General features: G+C 54.2%; 26 protein-coding genes. 10 read left to right on the plus strand and 16 right to left on the minus strand.

Going from position 1 to position 24,249, the window contains the following annotated elements; all coding sequences use genetic code 11:
* Positions 1–15: 15 nt before the first annotated feature.
* Together OGV67_RS13585 and ydgH are read right to left on the minus strand one after the other, a co-directional pair.
* Complete coding sequence (locus OGV67_RS13585; protein ID WP_012132487.1) at positions 16–1,398, minus strand: amino acid permease; 1,383 nt, start codon at positions 1,396–1,398, stop codon at positions 16–18.
* 289 nt (positions 1,399–1,687) lie between these two features.
* On the minus strand, positions 1,688–2,632 hold the full coding sequence (ydgH, locus tag OGV67_RS13590) for a DUF1471 family protein YdgH (RefSeq protein ID WP_115181665.1): 945 nt from the start codon (positions 2,630–2,632) through the stop codon (positions 1,688–1,690).
* Positions 2,633–3,157: 525 nt separating this feature from the next.
* On the opposite strand from ydgH, the gene pntA reads away from it, so the two are divergent.
* Together pntA and pntB are read left to right on the plus strand one after the other, a co-directional pair.
* Positions 3,158–4,687, plus strand: a complete 1,530-nt coding sequence (pntA, locus tag OGV67_RS13595) for a Re/Si-specific NAD(P)(+) transhydrogenase subunit alpha (RefSeq protein ID WP_115614812.1) — start codon at positions 3,158–3,160, stop codon at positions 4,685–4,687.
* Positions 4,688–4,697: 10 nt separating this feature from the next.
* Positions 4,698–6,086 (plus strand): Re/Si-specific NAD(P)(+) transhydrogenase subunit beta, encoded by a 1,389-nt coding sequence (gene pntB, locus OGV67_RS13600; RefSeq protein ID WP_012132483.1) that lies wholly within the window; start codon positions 4,698–4,700, stop codon positions 6,084–6,086.
* Between the two features lie 60 nt (positions 6,087–6,146).
* Here the strand turns inward: pntB and OGV67_RS13605 are convergent, their stop codons facing one another.
* The gene (locus OGV67_RS13605; protein ID WP_115614811.1) at positions 6,147–7,181 is read right to left on the minus strand and encodes an AI-2E family transporter; all 1,035 of its coding nucleotides are present in this window, start codon (positions 7,179–7,181) and stop codon (positions 6,147–6,149) included.
* 136 nt (positions 7,182–7,317) lie between these two features.
* On the opposite strand from OGV67_RS13605, the gene OGV67_RS22165 reads away from it, so the two are divergent.
* The 3 genes from OGV67_RS22165 to mdtI all read left to right on the plus strand — a co-directional run bounded on the left by OGV67_RS22165 (position 7,318) and on the right by mdtI (position 8,281).
* Positions 7,318–7,491 (plus strand): protein YdgV, encoded by a 174-nt coding sequence (locus OGV67_RS22165; RefSeq protein ID WP_012132481.1) that lies wholly within the window; start codon positions 7,318–7,320, stop codon positions 7,489–7,491.
* A gap of 111 nt (positions 7,492–7,602) precedes the next feature.
* The gene (gene mdtJ, locus OGV67_RS13610) at positions 7,603–7,965 is read left to right on the plus strand and encodes a multidrug/spermidine efflux SMR transporter subunit MdtJ (protein ID WP_012132479.1); all 363 of its coding nucleotides are present in this window, start codon (positions 7,603–7,605) and stop codon (positions 7,963–7,965) included.
* On the plus strand, positions 7,952–8,281 hold the full coding sequence (gene mdtI, locus OGV67_RS13615; protein WP_012132478.1) for a multidrug/spermidine efflux SMR transporter subunit MdtI: 330 nt from the start codon (positions 7,952–7,954) through the stop codon (positions 8,279–8,281). Before mdtJ ends, mdtI begins: the two co-directional genes overlap by 14 nt.
* A gap of 45 nt (positions 8,282–8,326) precedes the next feature.
* Here mdtI and OGV67_RS13620 read toward each other — a convergent pair whose 3' ends face one another.
* The 4 genes from OGV67_RS13620 to OGV67_RS13630 form a co-directional block, all read right to left on the minus strand.
* The gene (locus tag OGV67_RS13620; protein WP_047457207.1) at positions 8,327–9,145 is read right to left on the minus strand and encodes a trypsin-like serine peptidase; all 819 of its coding nucleotides are present in this window, start codon (positions 9,143–9,145) and stop codon (positions 8,327–8,329) included.
* A 101-nt stretch (positions 9,146–9,246) separates the two neighbouring features.
* Positions 9,247–9,327 carry a small membrane protein YdgU gene (ydgU, locus tag OGV67_RS22170; RefSeq protein WP_455549893.1) on the minus strand — a complete coding sequence of 27 codons (81 nt, stop codon included), beginning with the start codon at positions 9,325–9,327 and terminating at the stop codon, positions 9,247–9,249.
* A gap of 88 nt (positions 9,328–9,415) precedes the next feature.
* Positions 9,416–9,679 (minus strand): acid resistance repetitive basic protein Asr, encoded by a 264-nt coding sequence (gene asr / locus OGV67_RS13625; protein WP_047457204.1) that lies wholly within the window; start codon positions 9,677–9,679, stop codon positions 9,416–9,418.
* A gap of 160 nt (positions 9,680–9,839) precedes the next feature.
* A complete protein-coding gene (locus OGV67_RS13630; protein WP_115614810.1) occupies positions 9,840–11,330 on the minus strand; it encodes a carboxypeptidase M32 in 1,491 nt (496 codons plus the stop codon).
* Positions 11,331–11,505: 175 nt separating this feature from the next.
* Between OGV67_RS13630 and OGV67_RS13635 the strand changes: the two genes are divergently transcribed.
* Both OGV67_RS13635 and OGV67_RS13640 read left to right on the plus strand, forming a co-directional pair.
* Positions 11,506–12,195: a CPBP family intramembrane glutamic endopeptidase gene (locus OGV67_RS13635; protein WP_058669085.1), complete on the plus strand. Its 690-nt coding sequence runs from the start codon at positions 11,506–11,508 to the stop codon at positions 12,193–12,195.
* A 133-nt stretch (positions 12,196–12,328) separates the two neighbouring features.
* A complete protein-coding gene (locus OGV67_RS13640; protein ID WP_208855431.1) occupies positions 12,329–12,421 on the plus strand; it encodes a KPN_01571 family protein in 93 nt (30 codons plus the stop codon).
* A gap of 57 nt (positions 12,422–12,478) precedes the next feature.
* Here OGV67_RS13640 and ynfM read toward each other — a convergent pair whose 3' ends face one another.
* Entirely contained in the window at positions 12,479–13,732 is a 1,254-nt protein-coding gene (ynfM, locus tag OGV67_RS13645) for a multidrug efflux MFS transporter YnfM/SxtP(Kp) (protein WP_012132469.1), read from the minus strand.
* A gap of 120 nt (positions 13,733–13,852) precedes the next feature.
* Between ynfM and ynfL the strand changes: the two genes are divergently transcribed.
* The 3 genes from ynfL (at position 13,853) to bioD (ending at position 16,922) form a co-directional block, all read left to right on the plus strand.
* The gene (gene ynfL, locus OGV67_RS13650; RefSeq protein WP_012132468.1) at positions 13,853–14,752 is read left to right on the plus strand and encodes a multidrug efflux transcriptional activator YnfL/SxtR(Kp); all 900 of its coding nucleotides are present in this window, start codon (positions 13,853–13,855) and stop codon (positions 14,750–14,752) included.
* Between the two features lie 128 nt (positions 14,753–14,880).
* Positions 14,881–16,101, plus strand: a complete 1,221-nt coding sequence (gene mlc / locus OGV67_RS13655) for a sugar metabolism global transcriptional regulator Mlc (protein ID WP_012132466.1) — start codon at positions 14,881–14,883, stop codon at positions 16,099–16,101.
* Between the two features lie 125 nt (positions 16,102–16,226).
* A complete protein-coding gene (gene bioD / locus OGV67_RS13660) occupies positions 16,227–16,922 on the plus strand; it encodes a dethiobiotin synthase (protein ID WP_024130350.1) in 696 nt (231 codons plus the stop codon).
* Here bioD and clcB read toward each other — a convergent pair.
* The 8 genes from clcB to dmsB all read right to left on the minus strand — a co-directional run bounded on the left by clcB (position 16,878) and on the right by dmsB (position 24,215).
* A complete protein-coding gene (gene clcB, locus OGV67_RS13665) occupies positions 16,878–18,167 on the minus strand; it encodes a voltage-gated ClC-type chloride channel ClcB (protein WP_048902388.1) in 1,290 nt (429 codons plus the stop codon). The two genes, bioD and clcB, sit on opposite strands and share 45 nt — an antisense overlap.
* A gap of 164 nt (positions 18,168–18,331) precedes the next feature.
* Positions 18,332–19,480 (minus strand): osmoprotectant ABC transporter ATP-binding protein OsmV, encoded by a 1,149-nt coding sequence (gene osmV / locus OGV67_RS13670; RefSeq protein WP_047457187.1) that lies wholly within the window; start codon positions 19,478–19,480, stop codon positions 18,332–18,334.
* A complete protein-coding gene (gene osmW, locus OGV67_RS13675; RefSeq protein ID WP_115614809.1) occupies positions 19,480–20,127 on the minus strand; it encodes an osmoprotectant ABC transporter permease OsmW in 648 nt (215 codons plus the stop codon). The genes osmV and osmW overlap by 1 nt, the downstream gene beginning before the upstream one ends.
* Positions 20,128–20,136: 9 nt before the next feature.
* Positions 20,137–21,039, minus strand: coding sequence for an osmoprotectant ABC transporter substrate-binding protein OsmX (gene osmX, locus OGV67_RS13680; RefSeq protein WP_115181662.1), 903 nt, complete (start codon positions 21,037–21,039; stop codon positions 20,137–20,139).
* Positions 21,040–21,066: 27 nt separating this feature from the next.
* A complete protein-coding gene (gene osmY, locus OGV67_RS13685; protein WP_012132459.1) occupies positions 21,067–21,777 on the minus strand; it encodes an osmoprotectant ABC transporter permease OsmY in 711 nt (236 codons plus the stop codon).
* Between the two features lie 305 nt (positions 21,778–22,082).
* The gene (gene dmsD / locus OGV67_RS13690) at positions 22,083–22,697 is read right to left on the minus strand and encodes a Tat proofreading chaperone DmsD (protein WP_115614808.1); all 615 of its coding nucleotides are present in this window, start codon (positions 22,695–22,697) and stop codon (positions 22,083–22,085) included.
* A gap of 41 nt (positions 22,698–22,738) precedes the next feature.
* On the minus strand, positions 22,739–23,596 hold the full coding sequence (locus OGV67_RS13695; RefSeq protein ID WP_114848507.1) for a dimethyl sulfoxide reductase anchor subunit family protein: 858 nt from the start codon (positions 23,594–23,596) through the stop codon (positions 22,739–22,741).
* 1 nt (position 23,597) lies between these two features.
* The gene (gene dmsB, locus OGV67_RS13700; RefSeq protein ID WP_012132456.1) at positions 23,598–24,215 is read right to left on the minus strand and encodes a dimethylsulfoxide reductase iron-sulfur subunit DmsB; all 618 of its coding nucleotides are present in this window, start codon (positions 24,213–24,215) and stop codon (positions 23,598–23,600) included.
* Between the last annotated feature and the right edge of the window lie 34 nt (positions 24,216–24,249).

Below are 24,249 nucleotides of genomic sequence, written 5' to 3' on the forward strand. Positions count from 1 at the left end.
ACAATGGGGCGACGATTACCCCACCAACATCCACGTAGCCGGAACAGCGGCGATGAGTAGCAGACCGATCAACATCACTTCCTGACGATTCAGGACATTATCGTGCGTATGCGTCTTGCGTGCGTAGAGGAAAACTAACAATCCCGGCGCATACAGTACCACCGACAGCAACAGGTGCATCGGGCCGGACGCATACAATAACCATAAGCCATAAATGCAGGCCCCGACACCTACCGCCTGATGAAGAGGGCGCGCGGCGATTTTCAGCAGGAATGCGCCGACCAGGAAATAGGGTACCAGAATCATCTCTGAAGCAATCGTCAACAGCGTGTTGTAATCCGAACCTGTGAGCCAGATCAGCACCAGACAGATCTGAACGCACGCGTTGGTGAGCCACAGCGAAGCCGATGGCGCGCCTTGCGCATTCTGGCGGGCGAAAATGCGCGGGAAGGCTTTATGCGTTGAGGCCAGAAACGGCACTTCCGCCGCCATAATGGTCCAGCTCAGATAAGCGCCGCAGACTGAAACGATAAGACCCGCCGCGATAATGATTTCGCCCCACGGCCCCATCATTTTCACCATCAAACCCGCCATTGACGGATTGCGAATCTCCGCCAGTTCCGGGCGGGCGACGACGCCTAAAGAGAGCAGCGTCACCAGCAGGTAGACGCCCAATGCGGCGAGAACCGCCAGCAGCGTCGCACGTCCGACATCACGCTTATTTCTCGCCCGGGCGGAGACGACAACCGCGCCTTCCACGCCGATAAACACCCACAGCGTGATGAGCATCGTGTTTTTAACCTGCTCCCAGACGGGAACGCCCAGTGCCAGACCGGTGAAATCCAGGCTGAACGTATCGAGCTTAAACATGATGATAGCCAGGACGATGAACAACCCCAGCGGCAACAGCTTCGCCAGCGTTGCGACCAGGTTGATGCTGGCAGCGGTTTGCACACCGCGCAGCACCAGGAAGTGCACCACCCAAAGCAGCACCGACGCGCCGATGATGGACTGCCAGGTGTTGCCGTCGCCAAACAGGCGGAGTTCCGGCGTATCGGTAAAGAAGCTCAGGGCAGAAAAAACGATAACCAGATAAGAGACGTTGGCGATAACGGCACAGAGCCAGTATCCCCAGGCGGAGCAGAAACCGATCAGTTCGCCGAAACCTTCGCGCGCGTAGGTGAAAATCCCGCCATCCAGTTCCGGGCGAACGCGCGTCAGGATCAGCATAGCGAAAGCCAGCAGCAGTATCCCGACGCCCGTAATCGCCCAGCCAATCAGCAGCGCTGCCGGGCTGGCCACCGCTGCCATGTTCTGTGGCAGACTAAACACACCTGCGCCAAGCATTGAGCTTAAAACCAGCGCGGTCAGCGCGCTCAGTCCCAGTTTCTTTTCCATCGGTATCCAGTTATAAAAACGAGAGTGGGAGAATAATTATTTTGGCAAAACGCATAAAAATGGTGAAAGCCACTAAGGCGCGGGATTTTACGGAGAGAAGAGACCGCATGCAATGATCTCTGAAACATTTGTGACTAAAAATGCTAAAGGCGGGTAGATTTCACATAGGGCAGCATCGTATTGGCGCCTGATGGCGCTACGCTCATCAGGCCTACTAACACGTAGGCCGGATAAGATGCCTGGTCTCGCCATCTGGCGTTATGACAACACCGGATGGCGGGAGCGTACTTTACTTATACAGGTCGGCGCTGATCGTCATGTTGTTACCACGTTCCTGCCACTGGCGGGTAATGTGATAATATTTCGCGCCTTTCTTCGCCGCACGCTTGGCAACCTGGTAGGAGACTTCCGTCATGTTGCCGTAGTTGCCGGTGAATTTGATGCTGTCAAACGGCACCATCATCGCAGCGGTCGCTTTGTTCAGCTCTTCGACTTTCGTTCCATCAGGCAGAGTGACAGTGTAACGTCCACCTTTTGAGGATTGCGTTTCGAAGAAGCGTCCGACTTCAGCGCTTGGAGAAGCGGTCGTCGCGACGCCCGGAATCTCCACTTTCTTCGCTGCTTCACCGCCGGCGGCCAGCGCTGCACGACCCGCATCGGAATCAGCAGGAATAACGTCCGGGCTCTGGACGACGCGTTTCTTCGCATCTTCTTTATAGATAAACGCGGTAATACGCTGGTTGCCGCCCTGGTTGGCATCGACCTGACGCACAATGTAGAACGAGTAGGCGCCTTTTGCTTTTGCTGCTTTGGTGATGGCGTCATTCACTTCCGGCTGGCTACGGTAGAAACCCTGCACCGTTACGGTGTCGTAAGGTTCCAGCAGCACGGCCTGATCTTTCGGTAATTCGACGATACCGTTAATTACACGGTTTTGAGGCGTGTCGGATTTTGGCGCGTCTGATTTATAAACGTCAGCCACGACACGCCAGTTACCGCTGTTGCCAAAATCGGACGTATCAACAACATAAAAAGAGGCTGCACCTTCTTTATCTGCGCGGCGGGATACGGCATTTACCGCATCGCCAATGGCATTAAAACGCCCGGTGACCACAATGCGGTCATAAGGTTTTAGTGCTGCCGCTTGCTCCGGCGTCAGTTCTGTCGCTGCATTTACGGAAAAAGCAGTCGCAGAAAGCAGTGCGGACGCCAGGAGAGTGTTCTTAAGCTTCATAAAAATAATCCTTCGCCTTGCGCAAACCAGGTACTGGTATTGTTATTGACTAGAAACGTGGCTGATTATTGCATTTAAACCCTGCAAATGTCTGCGTCATTTTTCACTCATCGTACCGACTGAAGTGACAAGAATGATAACATTTGGTGATATGTCTAAAAAACAGGCGCTTGACCGGCAAAACTGATAAAGCATACGCATTTTATAAGTTAATTTAATGTTAAACGATTGAATGTCGATGGCGCTAAATCATGTTTTGCCGCTTCGCTTGAGCGAATTATCGGTCACTGAAGGCGATTTCAAGGTCATTATTCCTGTTTGTGGGCTGAATCGTTCATATTTTGCAAATTTCATAATAAATACTGTTTTTTGGCGCTAGATCACAGGCGCTATTTTCAGTAGGTTATAGAGAGTTTGTTACTGTTTTATTTTTCCGGGGTAGCACTTACCTCTTACGCAGGCGTGCGTATGCATCCTGCGATCACTGACAAACCATCATCAAAAAAACCGATGGAAGGGAACATTATGCGAATTGGCATACCAAAAGAGCGGTTAACCAATGAAACCCGAGTCGCAGCAACGCCAAAAACGGTTGAGCAACTGCTGAAACTGGGTTTTACCGTCGCGGTTGAAAGCGGCGCGGGTCAACTGGCAAGTTTTGACGATAAGGCATTTACAGAAGCGGGCGCAGAAATTGTAGAGGGAAATGCGGTCTGGCAGTCGGAGATCATCCTGAAGGTCAATGCGCCGGAAGACGATGAAATTCCTTTACTGAATGCGGGCACGACGCTGGTGAGTTTCCTCTGGCCGGCGCAGAATCCTGAGCTATTGCAAAAACTCGCGAAACGCAATGTAACCGTGATGGCGATGGACTCCGTGCCGCGTATTTCGCGCGCGCAGTCGCTGGATGCCCTGAGCTCAATGGCCAACATCGCCGGTTATCGCGCGATTGTGGAAGCCGCACATGAATTTGGTCGTTTCTTTACCGGGCAAATTACCGCTGCGGGCAAAGTGCCGCCAGCGAAAGTGATGGTGATTGGCGCGGGCGTCGCAGGTCTGGCGGCCATTGGCGCGGCAAACAGCCTCGGCGCCATTGTACGTGCGTTTGATACCCGTCCAGAGGTAAAAGAACAGGTTCAGAGTATGGGCGCTGAATTCCTCGAACTGGATTTTAAAGAGGAAGCGGGCAGCGGCGATGGCTATGCCAAAGTGATGTCCGAAGCGTTTATTAAAGCGGAAATGGAACTCTTTGCCGCGCAGGCGAAAGAGGTCGATATTATCGTCACGACCGCGCTAATCCCGGGTAAACCTGCGCCGACGCTGATCACGCGCGAGATGGTTGATTCCATGAAGTCCGGCAGCGTGATTGTCGATCTGGCCGCGCAAAACGGCGGTAACTGTGAATACACCATCGCCGGTCAGGTGACCACGACCGACAATGGCGTGAAGGTTATCGGTTACACCGATCTGCCGGGCCGTCTGCCAACGCAATCCTCCCAGCTTTACGGCACCAACCTGGTCAACTTGCTTAAGCTGCTGTGCAAAGAGAAAGACGGCAATATCGACGTCGACTTTGACGACGTGGTTGTGCGCGGCGTAACGGTCGTGCGTGACGGTGAAATTACCTGGCCCGCGCCGCCGATTCAGGTGTCTGCTCAGCCGCAGGCTGCGCCGCAAGCGGCTCCTGCGCCGAAAGAAGCGGAAAAACCGGTTTCACCGTGGCGTAAATATGCGCTGATGGCGCTGGCGATCATTCTGTTTGGCTGGCTGGCTGACGTGGCGCCGAAAGAGTTCCTCGGCCACTTCACCGTTTTCGCACTTGCTTGCGTGGTGGGTTACTACGTGGTGTGGAACGTTTCGCACGCGCTGCATACGCCGTTGATGTCTGTGACTAACGCCATCTCAGGGATTATCGTTGTCGGGGCATTGTTACAGATTGGCCAGGGAGGCTGGGTGAGTTTCCTGAGCTTTATCGCGGTGCTTATTGCCAGCATTAATATTTTCGGTGGCTTCACCGTGACTCAGCGTATGCTGAAAATGTTCAGGAAAAACTAAGGGGTAACACATGTCTGGAGGATTAGTTACAGCTGCATACATTGTTGCCGCGATCCTGTTTATCTTCAGTCTGGCCGGGCTCTCTAAGCATGAGACGTCCCGACAGGGTAACAACTTTGGTATCGCCGGGATGGCGATTGCGCTGGTGGCGACGATCTTCGGCCCGGATACCGGCAACGTTGCCTGGATTCTGGTGGCGATGATTATCGGTGGGGCGATCGGTATCCGTCTGGCGAAACGCGTTGAAATGACCGAAATGCCGGAGCTGGTGGCGATTCTGCACAGCTTTGTCGGCCTGGCGGCGGTGCTGGTGGGCTTTAACAGCTACCTGTATCACGAGGCGGGCCTGGAACCGATTCTGGTGAATATTCACCTGACGGAAGTGTTCCTCGGCATCTTCATTGGCGCGGTTACTTTCACCGGTTCCGTGGTGGCGTTTGGCAAGCTGTGCGGTAAGATTTCGTCCAAACCGCTGATGCTGCCGAATCGTCACAAAATGAACCTGGCGGCGCTGGTGGTTTCTTTCCTGTTGCTGGTGGTGTTTGTACGTACCGAAAGCGTTGGCTTGCAGGTTCTGGCGCTGCTGGTGATGACCATTATTGCGCTGGCTTTCGGCTGGCATCTGGTAGCGTCCATTGGCGGGGCGGATATGCCGGTTGTGGTGTCCATGCTGAACTCCTATTCCGGTTGGGCAGCGGCGGCGGCAGGCTTTATGCTGGGCAACGACCTGCTGATCGTCACCGGCGCGCTGGTCGGTTCTTCGGGTGCGATTCTGTCTTACATCATGTGTAAGGCGATGAACCGCTCTTTCATCAGCGTTATCGCGGGTGGTTTCGGCAGCGATGGATCTTCTACTGGCGACGATCAGGTCGCGGGCGAACACCGTGAGATCACGGCGGAAGATACGGCTGACATGCTGAAAAATTCGCACTCGGTCATCATTACCCCTGGCTATGGCATGGCGGTTGCGCAGGCGCAGTACCCGGTGGCGGAAATCACCGAGAAACTGCGCGCGCGCGGTATCAAGGTGCGTTTTGGCATCCACCCGGTTGCAGGGCGCCTGCCTGGTCACATGAACGTACTGCTGGCGGAAGCGAAAGTGCCGTATGACATCGTGCTGGAAATGGACGAAATCAACGACGACTTCGCTGACACCGATACGGTGCTGGTTATCGGCGCGAACGACACGGTGAACCCGGCGGCGCAGGACGATCCGCGTAGCCCGATTGCCGGTATGCCGGTTCTGGAAGTCTGGAAAGCGCAAAACGTTATCGTGTTTAAACGCTCGATGAATACCGGCTATGCCGGGGTGCAGAACCCGCTGTTCTTTAAAGACAACACGCATATGCTGTTTGGCGATGCGAAAGCCAGCGTGGATGCGATTCTGAAAGCGCTTTAGTCTTTACTGGCGCAAGTCATAAAACGGCCTCTCAGGAGGCCGTTTTTACATCTGAAGAGATCAGGTTTTATTCAAATCACTGAGCAGGACGGCAATGCTTTGCCCGCCGGAGGTTTGCTCCAGCGCGATTTTAACGATGATCGTCAACGGCACGGAAAGCAGCATGCCGACAGGGCCTAATAACCACCCCCAGAAGATCAGGGAGAGAAAAACCACCAGCGTGGAAAGGCCCAATCCACGCCCCATGATGCGGGGCTCAAGGATGTTCCCGAACACCAGATTGATAATCAGATACCCCGTCAGCACCACCAGCGCGTCATAAAAACCACTGAACACCAGAACCTGCGCAATAGGCGGGATTGCGGCCAGAACCGAGCCAATATTGGGGATATAGTTAAGCGCGAAAGCCAGCAGTCCCCAGACGAATGCGAAACGAACTTCCAGCAGCGCCAGCATTCCCCAGACCACAACGCCCGTGATAATGCTGATCGCCGTTTTCAGCACCAGATAATGCGATACGCTGTCGATTGCGCGCTGAATCGCGGCCATACCTTCAACCGGCCTGGCCATCATCTGCTGGAGTTTACCGGGCAATTGCGGAACTTCCAGCAGCATAAAGACCACGGTTAACAAGAGCAGGAAAATGGATGACATGGCGTTAGACAGCTGCGCCAGCAAATTCGTCACCAGCGTCATGGCAGCGTTAGGGTCGATATATTTCACCAGTTCATCCACCGAGACGCCGATGCCCAGGCGCTGTAGCCACGGTTCAATGTTTTTCAGCGGCACAACCAATGATGAGCGGTATTGCGGCAGCGTGCGGGCTAACTCATTTAGCGATGTGCCGAGATAGGCCAGCAGCAACACCATGCCCATCACGATAATCCCGATCAGTATCGATACGGCCAAAACGCGCGGGATGCGAAGCCTGACCATGCGCTGCACCAGCGGGCTCAGTACCACCGCAATAAATAACGCCAGAATAAACGGCACAATAATATCGGCAGCGAAGCGAATACCGGTGAGAATGATGACCAGCATTCCCAGCATGATTACGAGTTTCAGACCGTTAAGCGTGATGATCGGTTTTGCCATGATAATTCCTGAATTTTTGTTCTTACTCTTTATAATAATGTGATTTTTGTCGGGCTGTGCTAACAAAAATCAAACAGCGCGGGTAAAGAAGTGAAAAGGTTTTGAGTTAATTCTAAGGCTGTGGTACAAATCAGACGTGTTTAACTACCGAGGACAATTTTCATCCGCGATGACGAGAAGCAACACTGCGGATAATTGTAATATTATGGACAATATGTTCAGGACGTTTTTTTCTACACAAACCGTACTTCTTCGCACTTCTTCCTCTTTCCTGCTTGCTGGTGAGCAGCACTGGCGCAACGCGCTTTAGTCCCTTACTTCTGCCTGAGCTGGCGTTACGCGCCTGGCTAATTCATTTTATTTTTTGGTTTGCTGCATGTAGCAGGCCCGAAGGACTATATTCTCAAGCAGGAGAAGCACCATGTTTTACTGGATTTTATTAGCCCTTGCCATTGCGGCTGAAATTACCGGAACGCTGTCGATGAAATGGGCAAGCGTAAGCAATGGCAACACGGGTTTTATTTTAATGCTGGTCATGATTACGCTGTCGTATATTTTTCTCTCTTTTGCCGTAAAAAAAATTGCGCTTGGCGTGGCGTATGCCTTGTGGGAAGGCATCGGTATTTTATTTATTACGCTGTTTAGCGTGCTGTTATTTGACGAAGCCTTATCGGCCATGAAAATTGCGGGTCTGGTTACGCTGGTATTCGGGATCGCGCTGATTAAATCGGGTACGCGCAAGCCAGTAAATGCCGCGAAGGAGGCGACGCATGCCGCAGTTTGAGTGGGTTCATGCCGCGTGGCTGGCGATGGCGATCGTTCTGGAAATCGTCGCTAACGTGTTCCTGAAATTTTCTGACGGCTTTCGTCGCAAGTTCTATGGCATTCTGTCGCTGGCCGCGGTGCTGGCGGCCTTCAGCGCGCTCTCTCAGGCGGTGAAAGGCATTGATCTTTCGGTGGCATATGCGTTGTGGGGCGGATTTGGTATCGCCGCCACGCTGGCAGCCGGGTGGGTGCTTTTTGGACAGCGTCTGAACAACAAAGGCTGGGTAGGCGTGGTATTGCTGCTTATCGGCATGATCATGATAAAACTGGCCTGACAGCTATGCTGCCCGTTACGGCGGGCAGCGCACGGGAACCATCATCTATTCCTGAGCCAGCGCTTCCAGCTTGTCGCGAAAGCCGGTGACGGAAATCGCGCGGTTGTCAGCCCGCCAGCGATCTTTTGCCGCCGGAGCGGAACTTTGTACGCCAATCAACTGCCAGCCAGCGTCGGTATGCAGCATTAACGGAGAACCGCTGTCGCCGGGCAGCGTGTCGCACTGGTGAGAGAGCACCGCGTTTTGCGCCCAGCCGGTAATCAGGCAATCCTGATGCGAGTAAAGCGTATCAAGATGATCTTCCGGGTAACCTGACTGCGTCACTTTGCGGTCGGCGGTTTTCAGGGCAGCGGTTAGCGCGGCTTTATCGCCTTCAAATAAGGGCAGTGGGGTAATGCCGGACGGCGGATAACGCAACACAATCAAACCAAAATCCCACGGCGCGGCGGCCGGAGGGACAATCCAGCCATCGCCATCAGGCTTTAAGCGCTTTCCCAGAGATGGATCGACCCGACCTTCAATACCGTGAATTTCATAACGCCAGAGACCTTTTTGCGATACGAAACGCAAAGCCACGGCTTTATCTGGCTTCCCTTTCGGCGGCGTTAACAAGCAGTGTCCGGCGGTGAGCGCCAGATGAGATGAAATGAGCGTGGCGGTACACAGGTTGCCGCTGGCGGTTTCCAGTTGACCAATAGCGTCCCACGGCGACTGCGTCGGATCTTCAACCTTGACCCGATCGTCATGGTCAAAAAATAACGTTTTGGCTTCACGGGTATCCGTAGTGGTATCTGCCTCATCCGCATGAGCAACAACAGGGGAAAGACAAATTACGCCCAGTAATACCGCAATGGTTTTATGCATATCACACTCTGTGTGGGTAATTATGATTATTAAAAGCAAACCCTCAGTGAATACTATAGACGTGACGGCAGGAAAGTGGGAGTAAAATCAGATAACTACATTCAGGAAATATAAAAATGCGTGGCAATAAGGGCGCATAATATAAGCATGGTGAGAATCAACTCAAAGCGGTAACGAAACACGTTAACCCTCCGAAGAAACGGCGCTAAACCCGATGATTTAGCGCCGTGTGTTATGGCGCGGGGGAGCGCCATAGAACTCGCCAGTGCCTTATGCCGCCGGTTTAGCTGCCGGTTTAGCCGCAGTATGTTTTACCGCTTTTTTGGTGTGTTTTTTCGCTGCCTGCGCTTTTTGTTCAGGCGCTTTCTGAGTCGCTGCTGCTTTGTGGTGTTTTTTGTGATGCGTGGTTTTTGCCGGTGCGGTTTTGGCAGGTGCCGCAGCCGGAGCCGTCGTGGACGTTGCCGTTTCAGCAGCAAATGCAGCAGAAGACAGACCCATAGCAGCGGCAACAACCAGAGCTAATACTTTTTTCATTCTGATACCCTCGATTTGGTTTTTTATTCAACCCCACTGCGGGGCCGGTGAAATCACTATATCGCTGTAAATCGAGGGCTTCCGTGAGTCATTGGTATCGGCGTGTAACGGTATGTACAACCGGCCCGGCAGATTGACGCTACCGGGCAAACAAGAGACATCATGACAAATAGCGTGATTCCAGATGCGCCCGGAAGTAACGGCTGCTCAACGGTTCTCCGGTGGCCTGAGCGATCAGCTGCGCGGTAGTAAAGCGACTGCCGTGCTGCCAGATATTTTGTCGCAGCCAGTCAAACAAGGCGCTGAGATCGCCTTGCGCAATCTGATTATGCAGATCCGGCAATGCGCGACGGGCAGCGCTAAACAGCTGTGCGGCATATATGGCGCCCAGCGTATAAGACGGGAAGTAGCCAAAGCCGCCGTCGGTCCAGTGGATGTCCTGCATACAGCCGTTACGGTAATCTCCCGCGGTTGACAGCCCCAGCCAGGCCTGCATTTTTTCATCCCACAGCGCGGGAATATCATCCACTTCGATGTCGCCGTTAATCAGTGCCTGTTCAATGTCATAGCGCAAGATAATATGGGCAGGATAACTCACTTCGTCGGCATCCACGCGGATAAAGCCCGGTTTCACCCGCTGATTCCAGGCAATGAAATTCGCTTCTTCAAAAGCGGGCTGATCGCCAAAATGACGTTTAACGGCGGGAATGAGCCGTTTGAGGAACGCCGTGCTGCGACCCAGTTGCATCTCGAAAAACAGACTCTGGGATTCATGGATGGCCGTGGAGCGGGCAAACGCGATCGGCTGACCCTGCCAGGCGTGGGGCAGATTCTGTTCATAGCGGGCGTGCCCCGTTTCGTGGATCACGCCAAAGAGCGCGCTGAGTAATTCATTTTCATCATAGCGCGTGGTGATGCGCACATCTTCCGGCACGCCGCCGCAGAACGGGTGGGCGCTGATGTCCAGCCGACCGGCGTTAAAATCAAACCCTAACTGCGACATGGTTTCCAGTCCCAGTTCACGCTGTAGCGCCGTCGGGAACGGGCCGAGCGGCGCAATCAGTGGCTGATGTGACTGTTTTGACACCGCGCGGTTTAACAAATCGGGAAGCCAGGTTTTGACATCCGCAAACAGAACATCCAGTTGGGCGCTGGTCATATCGGGCTCAAAAATATCCAGCAGGGCATCGTAGGGCGAGCATCCTTTAGCTTCGGCGCGAAGTTTTGCCTCTTCACGGCTGTATTTCACAACCTCTTTCAGATTCTGCGCAAATCCTTGCCAGTCATTCGCCGGACGCTGACTCCGCCATGCGTGTTCACACCGGCTCCCCGCCAGCGATTTCGCCTCCACCAGTGACTCAGGCAGCAGGGCCGCCTGATGGTGCCGCCTCGCCATTTCACGCAGATTTGCCTGCTCAACATCGTTCAAATCTTCCTGCCCGGCGGCGGCTATCCACTGCGCAACCTTCGGGTCAGTCAATAACTGATGTTCCAGCACGTTCAGCTCGGCCAGCGCTTCGCCTCGCGCGGTGCTTCCACCGGGAGGCATCATGGTGAACATATCCCAACTGGCGATAGCGGAGAGATGCGAAAAGCGGGAGAGGCGCTGGAAAGTGCGGGTGAGTTGTTGGTAGTGGCTCTTGTTGGACATTGTTGTGTTCCCGTCGTGTTCTGCGAATGTGAGGAGTTTACCCTGATTCATACATGTTTATGCGCTGATGGCAACGATGGCAGAAATGTTGGTAGGTTGTAAGTGATAATGATACTTCTTATCATAAATGGCGGTGTCGTGAAGCACACTGGTGAAATATTAACAGGGAACAGGGATGCAACAGGAAATCAATAACGCCTATATTGTCAGGACAAAAGCAGTGTCAGGCTGCTTTTCTATGTTTATGCTGATGTTTGGTATTACATTTACGCCACTGTTTTTTACCCGCAGTGCGCAATTAATGGAAAGTGGGTTACTTTTACCGCTGATGTTTGTGCTGGAATTTCTTATTCTGGTCCCGCTGTATTATCTCTTTTTTAGAAAAAGAGACGGTCTGGGAAAAGGCACATTGAGCGCAAAGTGGTTTGTTATTTTGTTTGGCGCCATTCTGATCATCCAGTTTCTTTTACCTGCTATGTTGGGGATGAGAAAAACAGAAGCGTGGGTCATGACGCAGGTTTCATTGCATAACTACGCTTTCTGGCTGACCAACCTGTCACTGATTTTCCTCGTCCCGGTCTACGAGGAAATCGTCTTCAGAGGGTGTCTGTTCAACGCCTTTCAGTACTGGTTCAATGATAAGGTGTGGGCGACGTCGCTTGTCGTTTCAACGCTGTTTGCGCTGATGCATACGCAGTACGCCGATATCAGAACATTATTGATGTTATTTTTAATATCGCAGGTGCTTATTGTCGCCAGAGTCAAATCTAAAGGGTTATTAATGCCTGTTACCCTGCATATATTAATGAATGCGACGGTGATCGGGATACAATATGGCGTTCAGGTCTTATTATCCTCCGGGTGATATTTACGGCATTCGGAAGCGATATCGTCAGTGTTGCCCACCATTACAGGTAGTTTTATCTTCCGGTCTCGCTTTTGGGTATCGCGCGGGGTAAAGTCAAACCTCAACAATAAAAATAAATACACACAGCATGATGAATCCAATTATCTGGGTTATCTTTGCTCTTCTGGCACTGGATGCCGTCAGGGAATTGATGGGGGCTTCTTCCATCCTGGGATTGTGGTAATCCAAAGCGCTGGTTGAGCTGTAAAGAATGCCCGGGCTCGACCCGGGCTTCTCTTTATCAAACGTGCAGACGATGATGCAGGCGGGAGCCAACCAGCAGCGCCAGAAGCAACATCAGCGCGATAAACCCGCCCACACCGTTCCAGCCATAGCTGTGCCAGAATACCCCGCCTAACGTCCCGGCAATGCTGGAACCCAGGTAATAGCTGAAGAGATACAGGGAAGATGCCTGGCCTTTGGCGCGTTTCGCGCGTGGGCCAATCCAGCTGCTTGCCACCGAATGCGCGGCAAAGAATCCGGCGGAGAAGAGCAGCATTCCGGCGAAAATCAGCCATAGCGACGTGAACAGCGTCATTAACAGCCCGAACAACATCACGCCGGTTGAGAACAACATCACCGGGCCGCGACCATAACGCGTCGTCATGGCGCCTGCTTTAGGCGAGCTCCAGGTGCCCGTCAGGTAAGCCACCGATAAAAGCCCCACAATGGCCTGGCTGAGTTCCCAGGGCGAAAGCATCAACCGATAGCCGATATAGTTAAATAGCGTGACAAACGACCCCATTAACAAAAAGCCTTCTGCGAATAACAGCGGCAGACCCCTGTCGCGCCAGTGAAGGCGGAAGTTGATGAACAGCGTTTTGGGGCGTAATGAGGTCGGTCGGAAATGGCGGGATTCCGGCAAGATTTTCCAGAACATCAATGCGGACGCCAGCGCGAAACAGCCGATCGCCGCCAGTGCGATACGCCAGTTAAAAAAGTCGGTAAATACGCCGCTGATCAGACGCCCGCTCATGCCGCCAATCGAGTTGCCGCTAATGTACAACCCCATTGAGAAGGCGACGAAACTAGGATGGATCTCTTCACTTAAATAGGTCATGCCTACCGCAGCGACGCCGCTCAACGACAGGCCTATCAGCGCGCGCATGATTAAAATGCCATGCCAGCTGGTCATCATGGTGGAAAGCAGCGTACAGCAGGAGGCCAGCAGCAGCGCCGTCACCATTACAGGTTTGCGGCCGATCGCGTCGGACAACGGGCCGGTAAACAGCAGCCCGATGGCTAACATGCCGGTGGAGATGGAAAGCGAGATACTGCTGCTGGCGGGAGAGACGCCAAATTCATGGGACAGCACAGGCAGTATCGGTTGTACGCAATAGAGAAGGGCGAACGTCGCCAGCCCGGCGGAGAATAGCGCCAGCGTAACGCGCATAAACTGGGATGTACCACGTTTTATATATTGAACCGGCTGGGAAATAATGTGTTCATCAACATCGCTCGCCGTTGCGGTGTCGACAGCAGTAATACGACTCACTTGAAATCCTTGCTCAACATCCCCGTGATTATGGTGACGGGTATGACCTCAGTGCTAAGAGTAGGAAAATCAAAATATTCTGTCTAATATATTAATAATCTCAAATAATATTTATAAAATATGAATATTGAACTTCGTCATCTACGTTACTTTGTGGCGGTTGCGGAAGAGTTGCATTTTGGCCGGGCGGCTGCGCGGCTGAACATCTCTCAACCTCCGCTAAGCCAGCAGATCCAGACCCTTGAGCAGCAGATTGGCGCGCGGCTGCTGGCGCGAACCAACCGGAGCGTTGCGCTGACGGCGGCGGGTAAGCAGTTTCTGGCAGACAGTCGGCAGATCCTTGGGCTGGTGAATGAGGCCGCCGCCCGCGCGGAACGCTTGCATCAGGGGGAGACCGGCGAGCTGCGCATTGGCTTCACCTCATCCGCGCCGTTTATTAAAGCCGTCTCGGATACGCTGTCTCTGTTTCGCCAGGACTACCCGGATGTGCATATGCAGACCCGCGAAATGAACACCCGCGAGCAGATTGCGCCGCTTAATGAAGGCGCGCTGGATATGGGGTTACTGCGCAATACCTCATTGCCGGATACGCTGGACTGGGAAGTGATTCTGCATGAACCATTGCTGGCGATGATCCCCCGTGAACATCCGCTGGCGCAAAAGCCGGTCGTGACGCTGGCGGAGCTGGCGAAAGAACCGTTTGTCTTTTTTGATCCGCATGTCGGAACGGGGTTGTATGACGATATTCTCGGCCTGATGCGCCGTTACCATCTCACTCCGGCGATTACTCAGGAGGTTGGAGAGGCGATGACAATTATCGGGCTGGTAGCCGCAGGGCTGGGGGTATCGATCCTGCCCGCCTCGTTTAAACGGGTACAGCTTGATGAAATGCGTTGGGTGCCCATTGCCGAAGCGGACGCCGTGTCGGAAATGTGGCTGGTATGGCCGAAACATCATGAACAAAGTCACGCTGCGCAACGATTTCGCCATCAACTTTTAACGGCCGCAAAGCGCGCTTAATTTAGTTTAAAAAGGGATGAAAATGTGCAGTAAATCACACGGCTAAGTAAAAAGTTGACGACGACTATTGAAGTCATTCACCATAGCCCACAGATTATTTCGGAGCGCGAAAATAAAGGGAGTCAGAGGTGGTTGCTGATAGTCAGCCAGGGCATATCGATCAAATCAAGCAGACCAATGCTGGCGCGGTATATCGCCTGATTGATCAGCTGGGCCCCGTGTCGCGAATTGATCTTTCTCGTCTGGCGCAACTGGCGCCTGCCAGTATCACTAAAATTGTTCGCGAAATGCTCGAAGCGCATTTAGTTCAGGAGCTGGAGATCAAAGAGGCGGGAAGCCGTGGTCGCCCGGCGGTCGGGCTGGTGGTGGAAACCGAGGCCTGGCACTATTTGTCTATTCGTATCAGCCGTGGCGAGATTTTTCTCGCCCTGCGTGACCTGAGCAGCAAGCTGGTGGTGGAGGAGTGCCTTGAGCTACCGCTGGTTTCTGAGACTCCGCTGCTTGAACGCATCATTTTTATGGTCGATCAGTTTTTTATCCGTCACCAGCAAAAACTCGAACGCCTGACCTCTATCGCCATCACCTTACCCGGTATTATTGATACTGAGAATGGCATTGTGCACCGCATGCCGTTTTACGACGATGTCAAAGAGATGCCGCTGGGGGAAACCCTCGAACACCACACCGGCGTACCGGTCTATATTCAGCATGATATCAGCGCCTGGACGATGGCCGAGGCGCTTTTTGGCGCATCGCGCGGCGCGCGAGATGTTATTCAGGTGGTGATTGATCACAACGTTGGGGCTGGCGTGATTACCGACGGCCACTTACTGCATGCGGGCAGCAGCAGTCTGGTGGAGATCGGTCATACGCAGGTCGACCCCTACGGTAAACGTTGTTACTGCGGGAACCACGGCTGTCTGGAAACGATCGCCAGCGTGGACAGCGTGCTTGAACTGGCGCAACTGCGACTCAATCAGTCAATGAGTTCTTCGTTGCACGGGCAGCCGCTGACGGTGGATTCGCTGTGCCAGGCGGCGGTGCAGGGGGATTTGCTGGCGAAAGATATCATTAGCGGCGTCGGGATGCATGTTGGCCGCATTCTGGCGATCATGGTGAATTTATTTAATCCGCAAAAAATTCTGATCGGTTCGCCGCTGAGCAAAGCGGCGGAAATCCTTTTTCCTGCGATTGCGGACAGCATCCGTCAACAGGCGCTGCCGGCGTATAGCAAACATATCGCCGTCGAAAGCACGCAGTTTTCCAATCAAGGGACAATGGCGGGTGCCGCACTGGTAAAAGACGCGATGTATAACGGTTCTTTGTTGATTCGTCTATTACAGGGTTAACATTTTTTAACTGTCGTACGAAAATTTGCGCTAACGCAAGCTGATCGCGATTGTCATACCTTAGACTTTCTCCACTGTATTATTTTCCTGGCTTATATTTTCGAAGCATAACGGTGGAGTTAGTGATGCTGAAGCGTTTCTTTATTACAGGTACAGACACTTCTGTTGGGAAGACAGTGGTTTCCCGCGCATTACTACAAGCGTTAGCGTCAGGGAACAAAAGCGTCGCAGGTTATAAACCCGTTGCGAAAGGCAGCAAAGAGACGCCGGAAGGCATGCGCAATAAAGATGCGCTGGTGTTGCAGAGCGTCTCTTCTATTGAGCTGCCTTATGAGGCGATCAATCCGATTGCGCTGAGCGAAGACGAAAGCAGCGTGGCGCATAGCTGTCCGATCAATTACACCCTGTTATCTAACGGGCTTGCCAGCCTGAGCGAAAAGGTTGACCACGTCGTGGTGGAAGGCACCGGCGGCTGGCGCAGCCTGATGAACGACCTGCGTCCGTTATCTGAATGGGTCGTGCAGGAGCAATTACCGGTGTTGATGGTGGTGGGGATTCAGGAAGGCTGCATTAACCATGCGCTGCTGACCGCACAGGCTATCGCCAATGACGGATTACCGCTGATCGGCTGGGTGGCAAACCGTATCAATCCCGGACTGGCGCATTATGCCGAAATCATTGATGTGTTAAGCAAAAAACTGCCTGCGCCGCTGATTGGCGAACTGCCTTATTTGCCGCGTGCCGAACAACGCGAGCTGGGGCAATATATCCGTCTGTCAATGCTCGGCAGTGTGTTGTCGGTAGACCGAGTCCTCGCGTAACGTTCGCGATAAGACCGACGCCACCACGCAGGCAATCAGTAATCCGGGGAGTAGCCGATACTCCCCGGTCATTTCACAGATCATCAGCGTCGACATCATCGGCGCGTGTGTTGTTGCCGCCAGCAGCGTCGCCATTCCTGTTAATCCCAGCAATATTGCCATCTCATCCGCTCCCGGAAGCCAGAATCCCCACATCCGACCGTATAACATACCAATCGACAAGCCGATGAACAGCGTGGGGGTAAAGACGCCGCCGGGCGCACCGGAACCGCTGCTGGCGAGTACGGCGAGTAATTTGCAGATGAAGATCCCGGCGATCACGGAGAGCAGCGGCGGGGAGAGCAAAAATGACTGCACGACGCTGTAGCCATTTCCCCAGACGGCCGGCGTCAGCAGGGATAGCAAGCCAACGATGAATCCGCCCAGCGCCAGTTGCCACGGAGGCGATAATTTCAGCCGAATAAAACCGTTATGAGTGGTGGTCATTAACCACATAAACAGCGGCCCGCAGACGCCAGCCACCAGCCCGGTGCTGATAATCATCGCATATTCCCGCACATGTAAATCCAGCGACAGGTGAACCGTATAGAGCAGGGCATTACCGCCGCTGAGCAAATGGGTGGTCAGTAATGCCACGACGGCGGAAATCACAACGGGGCCAAGCGACGCCAGCATCAGCGTGCCAAACAGGATTTCCGCGATAAAGAGGCTGCCCGCCAGCGGGGCGTGATACGCGCTGGCCATCCCTGCCGCAGCGCCGCAGGCGATCCACAATTTCCACTCTTCACGCGGGGTGCAACGCTGAGCAAAACAGGATGCCGCCAGCGCTGCCAGTAAGATCATGGCCCCCTCGCGCCCGATGGCGCTACCGCTGGCGACGACCAGCAGCGAAGCAAGGGACTTCACCAGACTTGCCCCGTAATCGAATTGCCCATCTGTTTGCAGGGCTTCCATGTAGTCGGTGGGGGCATGGGGGCGTTGTTGATTCATTTTCTGCCAGCCCCAGAGCAGCGCACCTGCCGCGAGACCGCCCACGGCGGGGGTGATCAGTCGTCGCCAGGGAGAAAGGTTTGTCGCGGCATTCACCAGGCTTCCCGTATCGTTACGTAAAAAAAGCCATTCCAGCACCAGCATGGCGTGACGAAACCCGGCTACCGCCAGTGCGGCAAGGATGCCAATTATTGTCGCGATTAACAGGCGGCGAAACATCGCTCGCAGATCAGGGTATGTATGTAGGCGGTGCATGGGCAGACCACACAGGCATTTTCAGGAGTGTCTATTTTGCGGGTAAACAGCGCGGGACGCAAAAGCACTGCGTGCGCAGGGGGAACTGCCCGATGGCGCTTCGCTTACCGGGCCGACAAGAATGTGCTCCGTAGGCCGGGTAAAGCGTAGCTGCCATCCGGCGTTTAGCTACTTTCGTGAATATTCAGCGCCCGACGGGTACGGCCTGAACTGAGATAATCGGCAATGTAATCCTGCGAGATTTCGCCGTTATAGCGTCCTTCCTCATCGACAATGGGCATCCAGCTGGTGTTACTCTCGTACAGTTTCGACAGCACAATACGCAGGTTGTCTTCCGCTTTTCCGGTGACGCGAAACGGGTGGATTATATCCGCGCAGGTGCCGTTGGCGTTCCTGGCTTCACGACGCTTCACAAAGCCAAGCGGCTTGCCGTCGCTATCGACAACGGTGATCGCGCGAATATCATTATCGTCCATGATGCCAAACGCCTCTGCCAGCGAGGTGGCGGTGCGGGCGGTCAGGGTGGGTTGTTGGTCGGTTACGTCGCCCGCCGAAACCAGCAGAAGACGTTTTAGCGTACGATCCTGACCGACAAATGAGCCGACGAATTCATTCGCCGGTTTTGCCAGCAATTCATCCGGGCTGGCGCACTGTATAATGCGGCCCTGGCGGAATACGGCAATCCTGTCGCCCAGTTTCAGCGCTTCATCGATATCATGGCTGACCAGCATCACCGTCTTTTTCAGCGCTCGCTGCATATCAAGAAACTGATTCTGAATCACCTCGCGGTTAATCGGGTCCACCGCACCGAAAGGTTCATCCATCAACAGCACCGGGGGATCGGCCGCCAGCGCGCGGATCACGCCGATGCGCTGTTGTTGACCGCCAGACATCTCTTTCGGGTAGCGATGCAGAAACTTTTTCGCATCCATTGCCACCATGTCCATTAACTCTTCCGCGCGACGTTTGCAGCGGGTTTTATCCCAGCCCAGCATACGCGGGACAACCGTGATGTTCTCTTCGATGGTCATGTTGGGAAACAGGCCAATTTGCTGGATCACGTAGCCAATGTTGCGCCGTAGCGTGACGGTATCCATCGCACTGGTGTTTTGTCCGTTAATGAAAATATTGCCGCTGCTGGGCGCGATCAGCCGGTTGATCATCTTCAGGGTGGTGGTCTTGCCGCAGCCTGACGGCCCAAGCAGCACGCACATTTCACCTTCCGGCACGTTCAGATTGATGTTATCAACGGCGTTAAGCGGTTGGCCATTCTTCTGTGAAAAGCGTTTGGTGAGGTTTTCCAGTTTTATCATTATCGTATCCCCTTAGGTGTCAGTACGACTTGCAGGCGATGCAGCAACCAGTCGAGCACAATGGCCAACAGACAAATCATCAGTGCACCGGCGATTAACATGCGGATGTCACTCCCGCCGATGCCGTTCAGTAGCAGTAACCCCAGGCCGCCAGCGCCAATAACGGCGGCGATGGCCATCACGCCGATATTCATGACGACGGCAGTGCGAATCCCGCCAAAAATCACCGGCAGGGCCATCGGAATTTCTACCCAGCGCAGACGCTGCCAGAACGTCATGCCAATTCCGCGTCCCGCTTCGCGCAAGCCCGGCGGTAAACTGTCGAGCGCGGTGTGCGTGTTGCGCACAATCGGCAGCAGCGAGTAAAGGAAAACGGCGGTAATTGCGGGAAGGGCGCCAATCCCCTGACCGATCAGCGAAAACAGCGGGATCATCAAACCAAATAATGCGATGGACGGGATAGTGAGCAGCAGCGTCGCCGCCCCTAACACCGGCGTAGCCAGCCATTTATGACGAACAATCAGAATGCCCAGCGGCACGCCAATAATAATCGCCAGACCGACGGCCAGCGCAACCAGCCACAAATGCTGAAGAGTGAGGCTCGTCAGATAACCCGCGTTATCTATCATGTAATGAATCGTATCCATAAGCGCTCCTTACAGCAGACCTTTTTGTTGCAGGAATGTGCGCGCAACCTGCTGGGGTGACTGGTGATCGATGTCGACCTGCGCATTAAGCGTCGAGATGACGTCGTTATTGAGCAGCCCGGAAAGGGTGTTCAGCGCATCATCCAGCCCCGGATGGGTATCCAGTATCTCTTTACGGACGACAGGCGTGACAGCGTAACCTGGGAAGAAGCCTTTATCATCTTCCAGCACCTTGAGGTCAAAACCCTTCACCCGGCCATCCGTGGTGTACACCAGACCGGCGTCCACAAAGCCGTCGCGCACGGCGTTATAGACCAGACCCGGGTCCATTTGCCGAATCTGCGGACGGTCAAGCTGCATCTGGTAGGCATCCTGCAACGGCTTCATCCCGTCGCTGCGCCCGGAAAACTCAAGGTCGAGACCTAACATCCAGTTATTGTCAGGGTCGGTCTGGCGGATGTGTTCGATTTTCGCCACCATTTCCGACAGGGTGTTGATGTTCTCTGCTTCGGCGCGTTTGCGCTGCATGGCGAACGCGTAGGTGTTATTCATATTCGCCGGGTTTAGCCATACCAGTCCGAGCTTCGCATCCAGGCGTTTGACGGTATCGTAGGATTCCTGCGGGCTCATCCGTTTATCAATGTGGTTAAAAATGATCAGGGACGTGCCGGTGTATTCCCAGGTGATATCAATCTGCTTATTCACCATGGCATTACGTGAAATCACCGCCGCAATGTTGGTGCGCGGCTGAACCTGAAAACCCTTTTTTTGCAGGTACTGCACGGTCATGGCGGAAAGGATGTGTTGTTCGGTAAAACCTTTGGTTGCAAGGATCAACGGGGCCGCCTGAGCCTGTCCGGTAACGAGCAACGCGGCGGCAAGCCATCCCAGCAGATGTTTTTTTAATGTCATTCAGCGCTCCTTATTCTTATCGTTGTATCAGGCCGTATGCGGACTGAGGATGCGGCCAAGCAGGGCAAGCAGGCTGTCGAGAATCAGCGCCACCAGAGCGGTTGCCGTTGCGCCCAGAATCAGCGTCGGGAAGTCATTGAGGTAAATGCCGGGGAAAATCAGCTCGCCGTAGCTGCTGGCCCCAATCAGGAATGCCAGCGGGGCCGTACCCACATTAATCGCCGTCGCGATCCGAATCCCTGCAAGCATCACCGGCCAGGCATTGGGCAGCTCAACCTGACGCAGACGCTGCCATTTCGTCATACCGATGCCGTTTGCGGCTTCAATCAGGGAGGCGGGAACAGAACAAAGCCCGGCGTAGGTATTGCGCACGACAGGAAGAAGCGAGGCGAGGAACAGCGCGAAAATCGCCGGAACGTCACCAATGCCGATAATCACCATCGCCAGTGCCAGTACGGCCAGAGGCGGCAGAGTATTGCCTACATTAAAGAGCTGCATTACGTATTCGGCGAATCCTTTGGCTGCCGGACGGCTCAGTAAAATGCCGCTGGGAATACCGATAACTAAGGCGAAGAACATGGAGGTAAAGACGAGGAGTAAATGCTGTTTGCCCAAATAAAGCAGATCAACCTGACGCGCTTTAATGGTTTCCAGACCCACTCCCCAGACCAGCAGCGCCAGCACAAGGGCGATCGCGCCAGTAAACCCGAGCACGCGTTTTAACGTAAAGGTGTGCATTGCGGTGTGTCTCCCTGTTTGCATGCGTTATGGCAACGAAAGAGACGTTGCGTGTTGTTATGCCATGTAGCGGCAGGGTGTTTTGAGCTATAGCAACACGTCGGGAAGGATTCCAGCGAGACAGGTATTTAAATTAGCAGGCTATGTATGCCCGTTGCTCATTTGCCCTTACAGGGCTAAGGATGTGCGCGAATGTGAAGAATTGTCTTAAAAATGGAAAGTTGAAGTGACATTGTCACTTATCGGGAAGGAGAAACAACCGGTTTTTGACGATAAAGGCAGGGCGCGCCCTGCCTGAAAAAGCGTTAGCGAAACAGCGGTTTTACGGCGACAGGGATCAGCAACTGAGACTGCCACTGCGCCAGCGTTTGCTGTGCCAGCTCACCTGCCGCCTGGTAAAATGGATGGTTTGCGCCTTCGATGAAAACCGACAGGAAGCGCGCAGACCACGGCAACAGATGCCAGGCCAGCAGTTGTTCGCATTCGCCATGACGGCCATTTTCCGCAAGCCAGGCAGCCAACAGCAGCAGGGAACCAAAATGATCTTCCGGTTCATTTTGCTGGATCTCAAACTGGATGCCGTTGTCCCGCATCCACTGGCGTAATGCCAGCGTAGACTCGCCAAACAACACGCTTTCACGGTCCAGCCAGACCGATCCCCAGGGAGGCGACGGAAGCGCCCAGGGACCGACAAACAGACGTTGCCAGGCTTGCGGGAGCGGCTCCTCGATGTCGGCCTGAAAAACCGCCGCAATCGGCGCCAGAACCTCCGGTGAAAGTGGCCACTGCGCCTGCCAGCCGTCGGTTTTTAACGCTGAAACCAACGGGGCGGCTTCGGTACTGTCTGGCGCATAATAAAACAACGCGCCCAGCACGCGTGCAGCCATAGAAAAATCGTCACGTTGTGAAAAAGAAGTCATGAAACCATCCTGAAAGGTGCGGGTTTCCCCGCACGCGTAAGTTAACCTGCAATGGCCATTCCGACGGTCATATGCAGGCCGTAAAACAATCCGCGACCTATGATTTCGCCGCCAAGCACCAGGATTAACCCCAGCAACAATCCGGCGACGTGCGGTTCTTTGCGGCGCACCAACGGGCATATCCAGCAACCCAGCCCGGCAGCAAGCAGCACTACGCGCCAGACCTGCAAGCGGCCATAGTCTGGAACCAGCGCGCTCGCCTGTTGCACGGAGCTGTGGATCGCCCCAAGCGACATGCCTTGCATGATGATTACGGCCGCGCAGACTAACAGCGCCAGCACGCTGATGCTTGCGAACGTCGTGCCGTTGAATCTGGCGCGCGCGGCGCGCAATATCAGCGCCGCAAATAGCGGCCCGCTCAGGAACACCGTCAGGAAGAATGCCAGCGTCGTGTAGCCATTATACCAGGTCGGAACGGTATCGATCTGATAGACCCGCGTCATTGCCCAGACAAATACCACCCCGAGTACCATGCTGACCAGCAGCCAGATTTTGCCCAGTGCTTCCGGCATTTTGCCGAGCACAGCCACCAGCCACCAGAAACCGCCTACGGCAAAAAAGACAGAGCCAGCGGCAATTTCATTACTCAGCGCGGAAGCGCCTACCCGGTTAAGAGAGTTAAACGCGCGGAACGGCGAGCCGAGGTGCATGATCGACGCCAGAAAACCCAGCCCCATGACGACCCATAAAAAGAACATACCGCGCACAATACGCTGTCTGCTGGCCGCATCGTCTTTCGCCGCAAACCAGCCCAGACCGCTGACAATCAATGCGCCGACAACGCATTGACCGAACACCGTAAACAGCACCAGCGGCCATTCATGCCATCCATTTCCCATTTTATACCTCCTTCGGATTTGCCAGATAACCCGTGGTATCCCCGGTCGGGCGGCTGTTGGCGTTGGGTTTAATCACAATGTTCGGTCTGGTGAAGTGCGCGCCCGGCAGCGGCGCAACGGCCGCCAGCGTGCCATGTTTCTTCCGCAGCTCTTCTATCGGGCCAAAGTCCAGCGCGCGCAGCGGGCAGGACTCGACGCAGATCGGCTTTTTGCCGTCGGCAACGCGGTCATGACAGCCGTCGCATTTGGTCATGTGGCCTTTGGCGGCGTTGTACTGCGGCGCACCGTACGGGCAGGCCATATGGCAGTAGCGACAGCCGATGCAGACATCCTCATCCACCACCACAAAACCGTCCTCGCGTTTGTGCATCGCGCCGCTCGGGCACACTTTCGTGCAGGCCGGGTCTTCGCAGTGGTTGCAGGAGATGGAAAGATAGTAGGCAAAGACATTCTGGTGCCAGACGCCGTTATCCTCCTGCCAGTCGCCGCCCGCATATTCATAGATGCGGCGGAAGCTGACGTCCGGGGTTAAATCTTTGTAGTCTTTGCAGGCCAGTTCGCAGGTTTTGCAACCGGTGCAACGACTGGAGTCAATAAAAAATCCATATTGGGTTGTCATCGGTTACTCCTTATACCTTCTCAACCTGAACGAG

It is taken from the genome of Citrobacter sp. CK188 (genome assembly GCF_030333525.1).
Classification (GTDB): Bacteria; Pseudomonadota; Gammaproteobacteria; order Enterobacterales; family Enterobacteriaceae; genus Citrobacter_B; species Citrobacter_B koseri.

What these genes read in the sequence shown, in the direction of transcription:
- osmY (WP_012132459.1), bottom strand. Translation starts at nt 21,777, where the DNA reads ATGCACACCTTTACGTTAAAACGCGTGCTCGGGTTTACTGGCGCGATC.
- dmsD (WP_115614808.1), bottom strand. Translation starts at nt 22,697, where the DNA reads ATGACTTCTTTTTCACAACGTGACGATTTTTCTATGGCTGCACGCGTG.
- mdtI (WP_012132478.1), top strand. Translation starts at nt 7,952, where the DNA reads ATGCCGCAGTTTGAGTGGGTTCATGCCGCGTGGCTGGCGATGGCGATC.
- ynfL (WP_012132468.1), top strand. Translation starts at nt 13,853, where the DNA reads ATGAATATTGAACTTCGTCATCTACGTTACTTTGTGGCGGTTGCGGAA.
- OGV67_RS13635 (WP_058669085.1), top strand. Translation starts at nt 11,506, where the DNA reads ATGCAACAGGAAATCAATAACGCCTATATTGTCAGGACAAAAGCAGTG.
- osmX (WP_115181662.1), bottom strand. Translation starts at nt 21,039, where the DNA reads ATGACATTAAAAAAACATCTGCTGGGATGGCTTGCCGCCGCGTTGCTC.
- clcB (WP_048902388.1), bottom strand. Translation starts at nt 18,167, where the DNA reads ATGCACCGCCTACATACATACCCTGATCTGCGAGCGATGTTTCGCCGC.
- osmV (WP_047457187.1), bottom strand. Translation starts at nt 19,480, where the DNA reads ATGATAAAACTGGAAAACCTCACCAAACGCTTTTCACAGAAGAATGGC.
- dmsB (WP_012132456.1), bottom strand. Translation starts at nt 24,215, where the DNA reads ATGACAACCCAATATGGATTTTTTATTGACTCCAGTCGTTGCACCGGT.
- OGV67_RS13630 (WP_115614810.1), bottom strand. Translation starts at nt 11,330, where the DNA reads ATGTCCAACAAGAGCCACTACCAACAACTCACCCGCACTTTCCAGCGC.
- OGV67_RS13620 (WP_047457207.1), bottom strand. Translation starts at nt 9,145, where the DNA reads ATGCATAAAACCATTGCGGTATTACTGGGCGTAATTTGTCTTTCCCCT.
- OGV67_RS13585 (WP_012132487.1), bottom strand. Translation starts at nt 1,398, where the DNA reads ATGGAAAAGAAACTGGGACTGAGCGCGCTGACCGCGCTGGTTTTAAGC.
- pntB (WP_012132483.1), top strand. Translation starts at nt 4,698, where the DNA reads ATGTCTGGAGGATTAGTTACAGCTGCATACATTGTTGCCGCGATCCTG.
- OGV67_RS13605 (WP_115614811.1), bottom strand. Translation starts at nt 7,181, where the DNA reads ATGGCAAAACCGATCATCACGCTTAACGGTCTGAAACTCGTAATCATG.
- asr (WP_047457204.1), bottom strand. Translation starts at nt 9,679, where the DNA reads ATGAAAAAAGTATTAGCTCTGGTTGTTGCCGCTGCTATGGGTCTGTCT.
- OGV67_RS13695 (WP_114848507.1), bottom strand. Translation starts at nt 23,596, where the DNA reads ATGGGAAATGGATGGCATGAATGGCCGCTGGTGCTGTTTACGGTGTTC.
- ydgH (WP_115181665.1), bottom strand. Translation starts at nt 2,632, where the DNA reads ATGAAGCTTAAGAACACTCTCCTGGCGTCCGCACTGCTTTCTGCGACT.
- osmW (WP_115614809.1), bottom strand. Translation starts at nt 20,127, where the DNA reads ATGGATACGATTCATTACATGATAGATAACGCGGGTTATCTGACGAGC.
- pntA (WP_115614812.1), top strand. Translation starts at nt 3,158, where the DNA reads ATGCGAATTGGCATACCAAAAGAGCGGTTAACCAATGAAACCCGAGTC.
- OGV67_RS13640 (WP_208855431.1), top strand. Translation starts at nt 12,329, where the DNA reads ATGAATCCAATTATCTGGGTTATCTTTGCTCTTCTGGCACTGGATGCC.
- mdtJ (WP_012132479.1), top strand. Translation starts at nt 7,603, where the DNA reads ATGTTTTACTGGATTTTATTAGCCCTTGCCATTGCGGCTGAAATTACC.
- bioD (WP_024130350.1), top strand. Translation starts at nt 16,227, where the DNA reads ATGCTGAAGCGTTTCTTTATTACAGGTACAGACACTTCTGTTGGGAAG.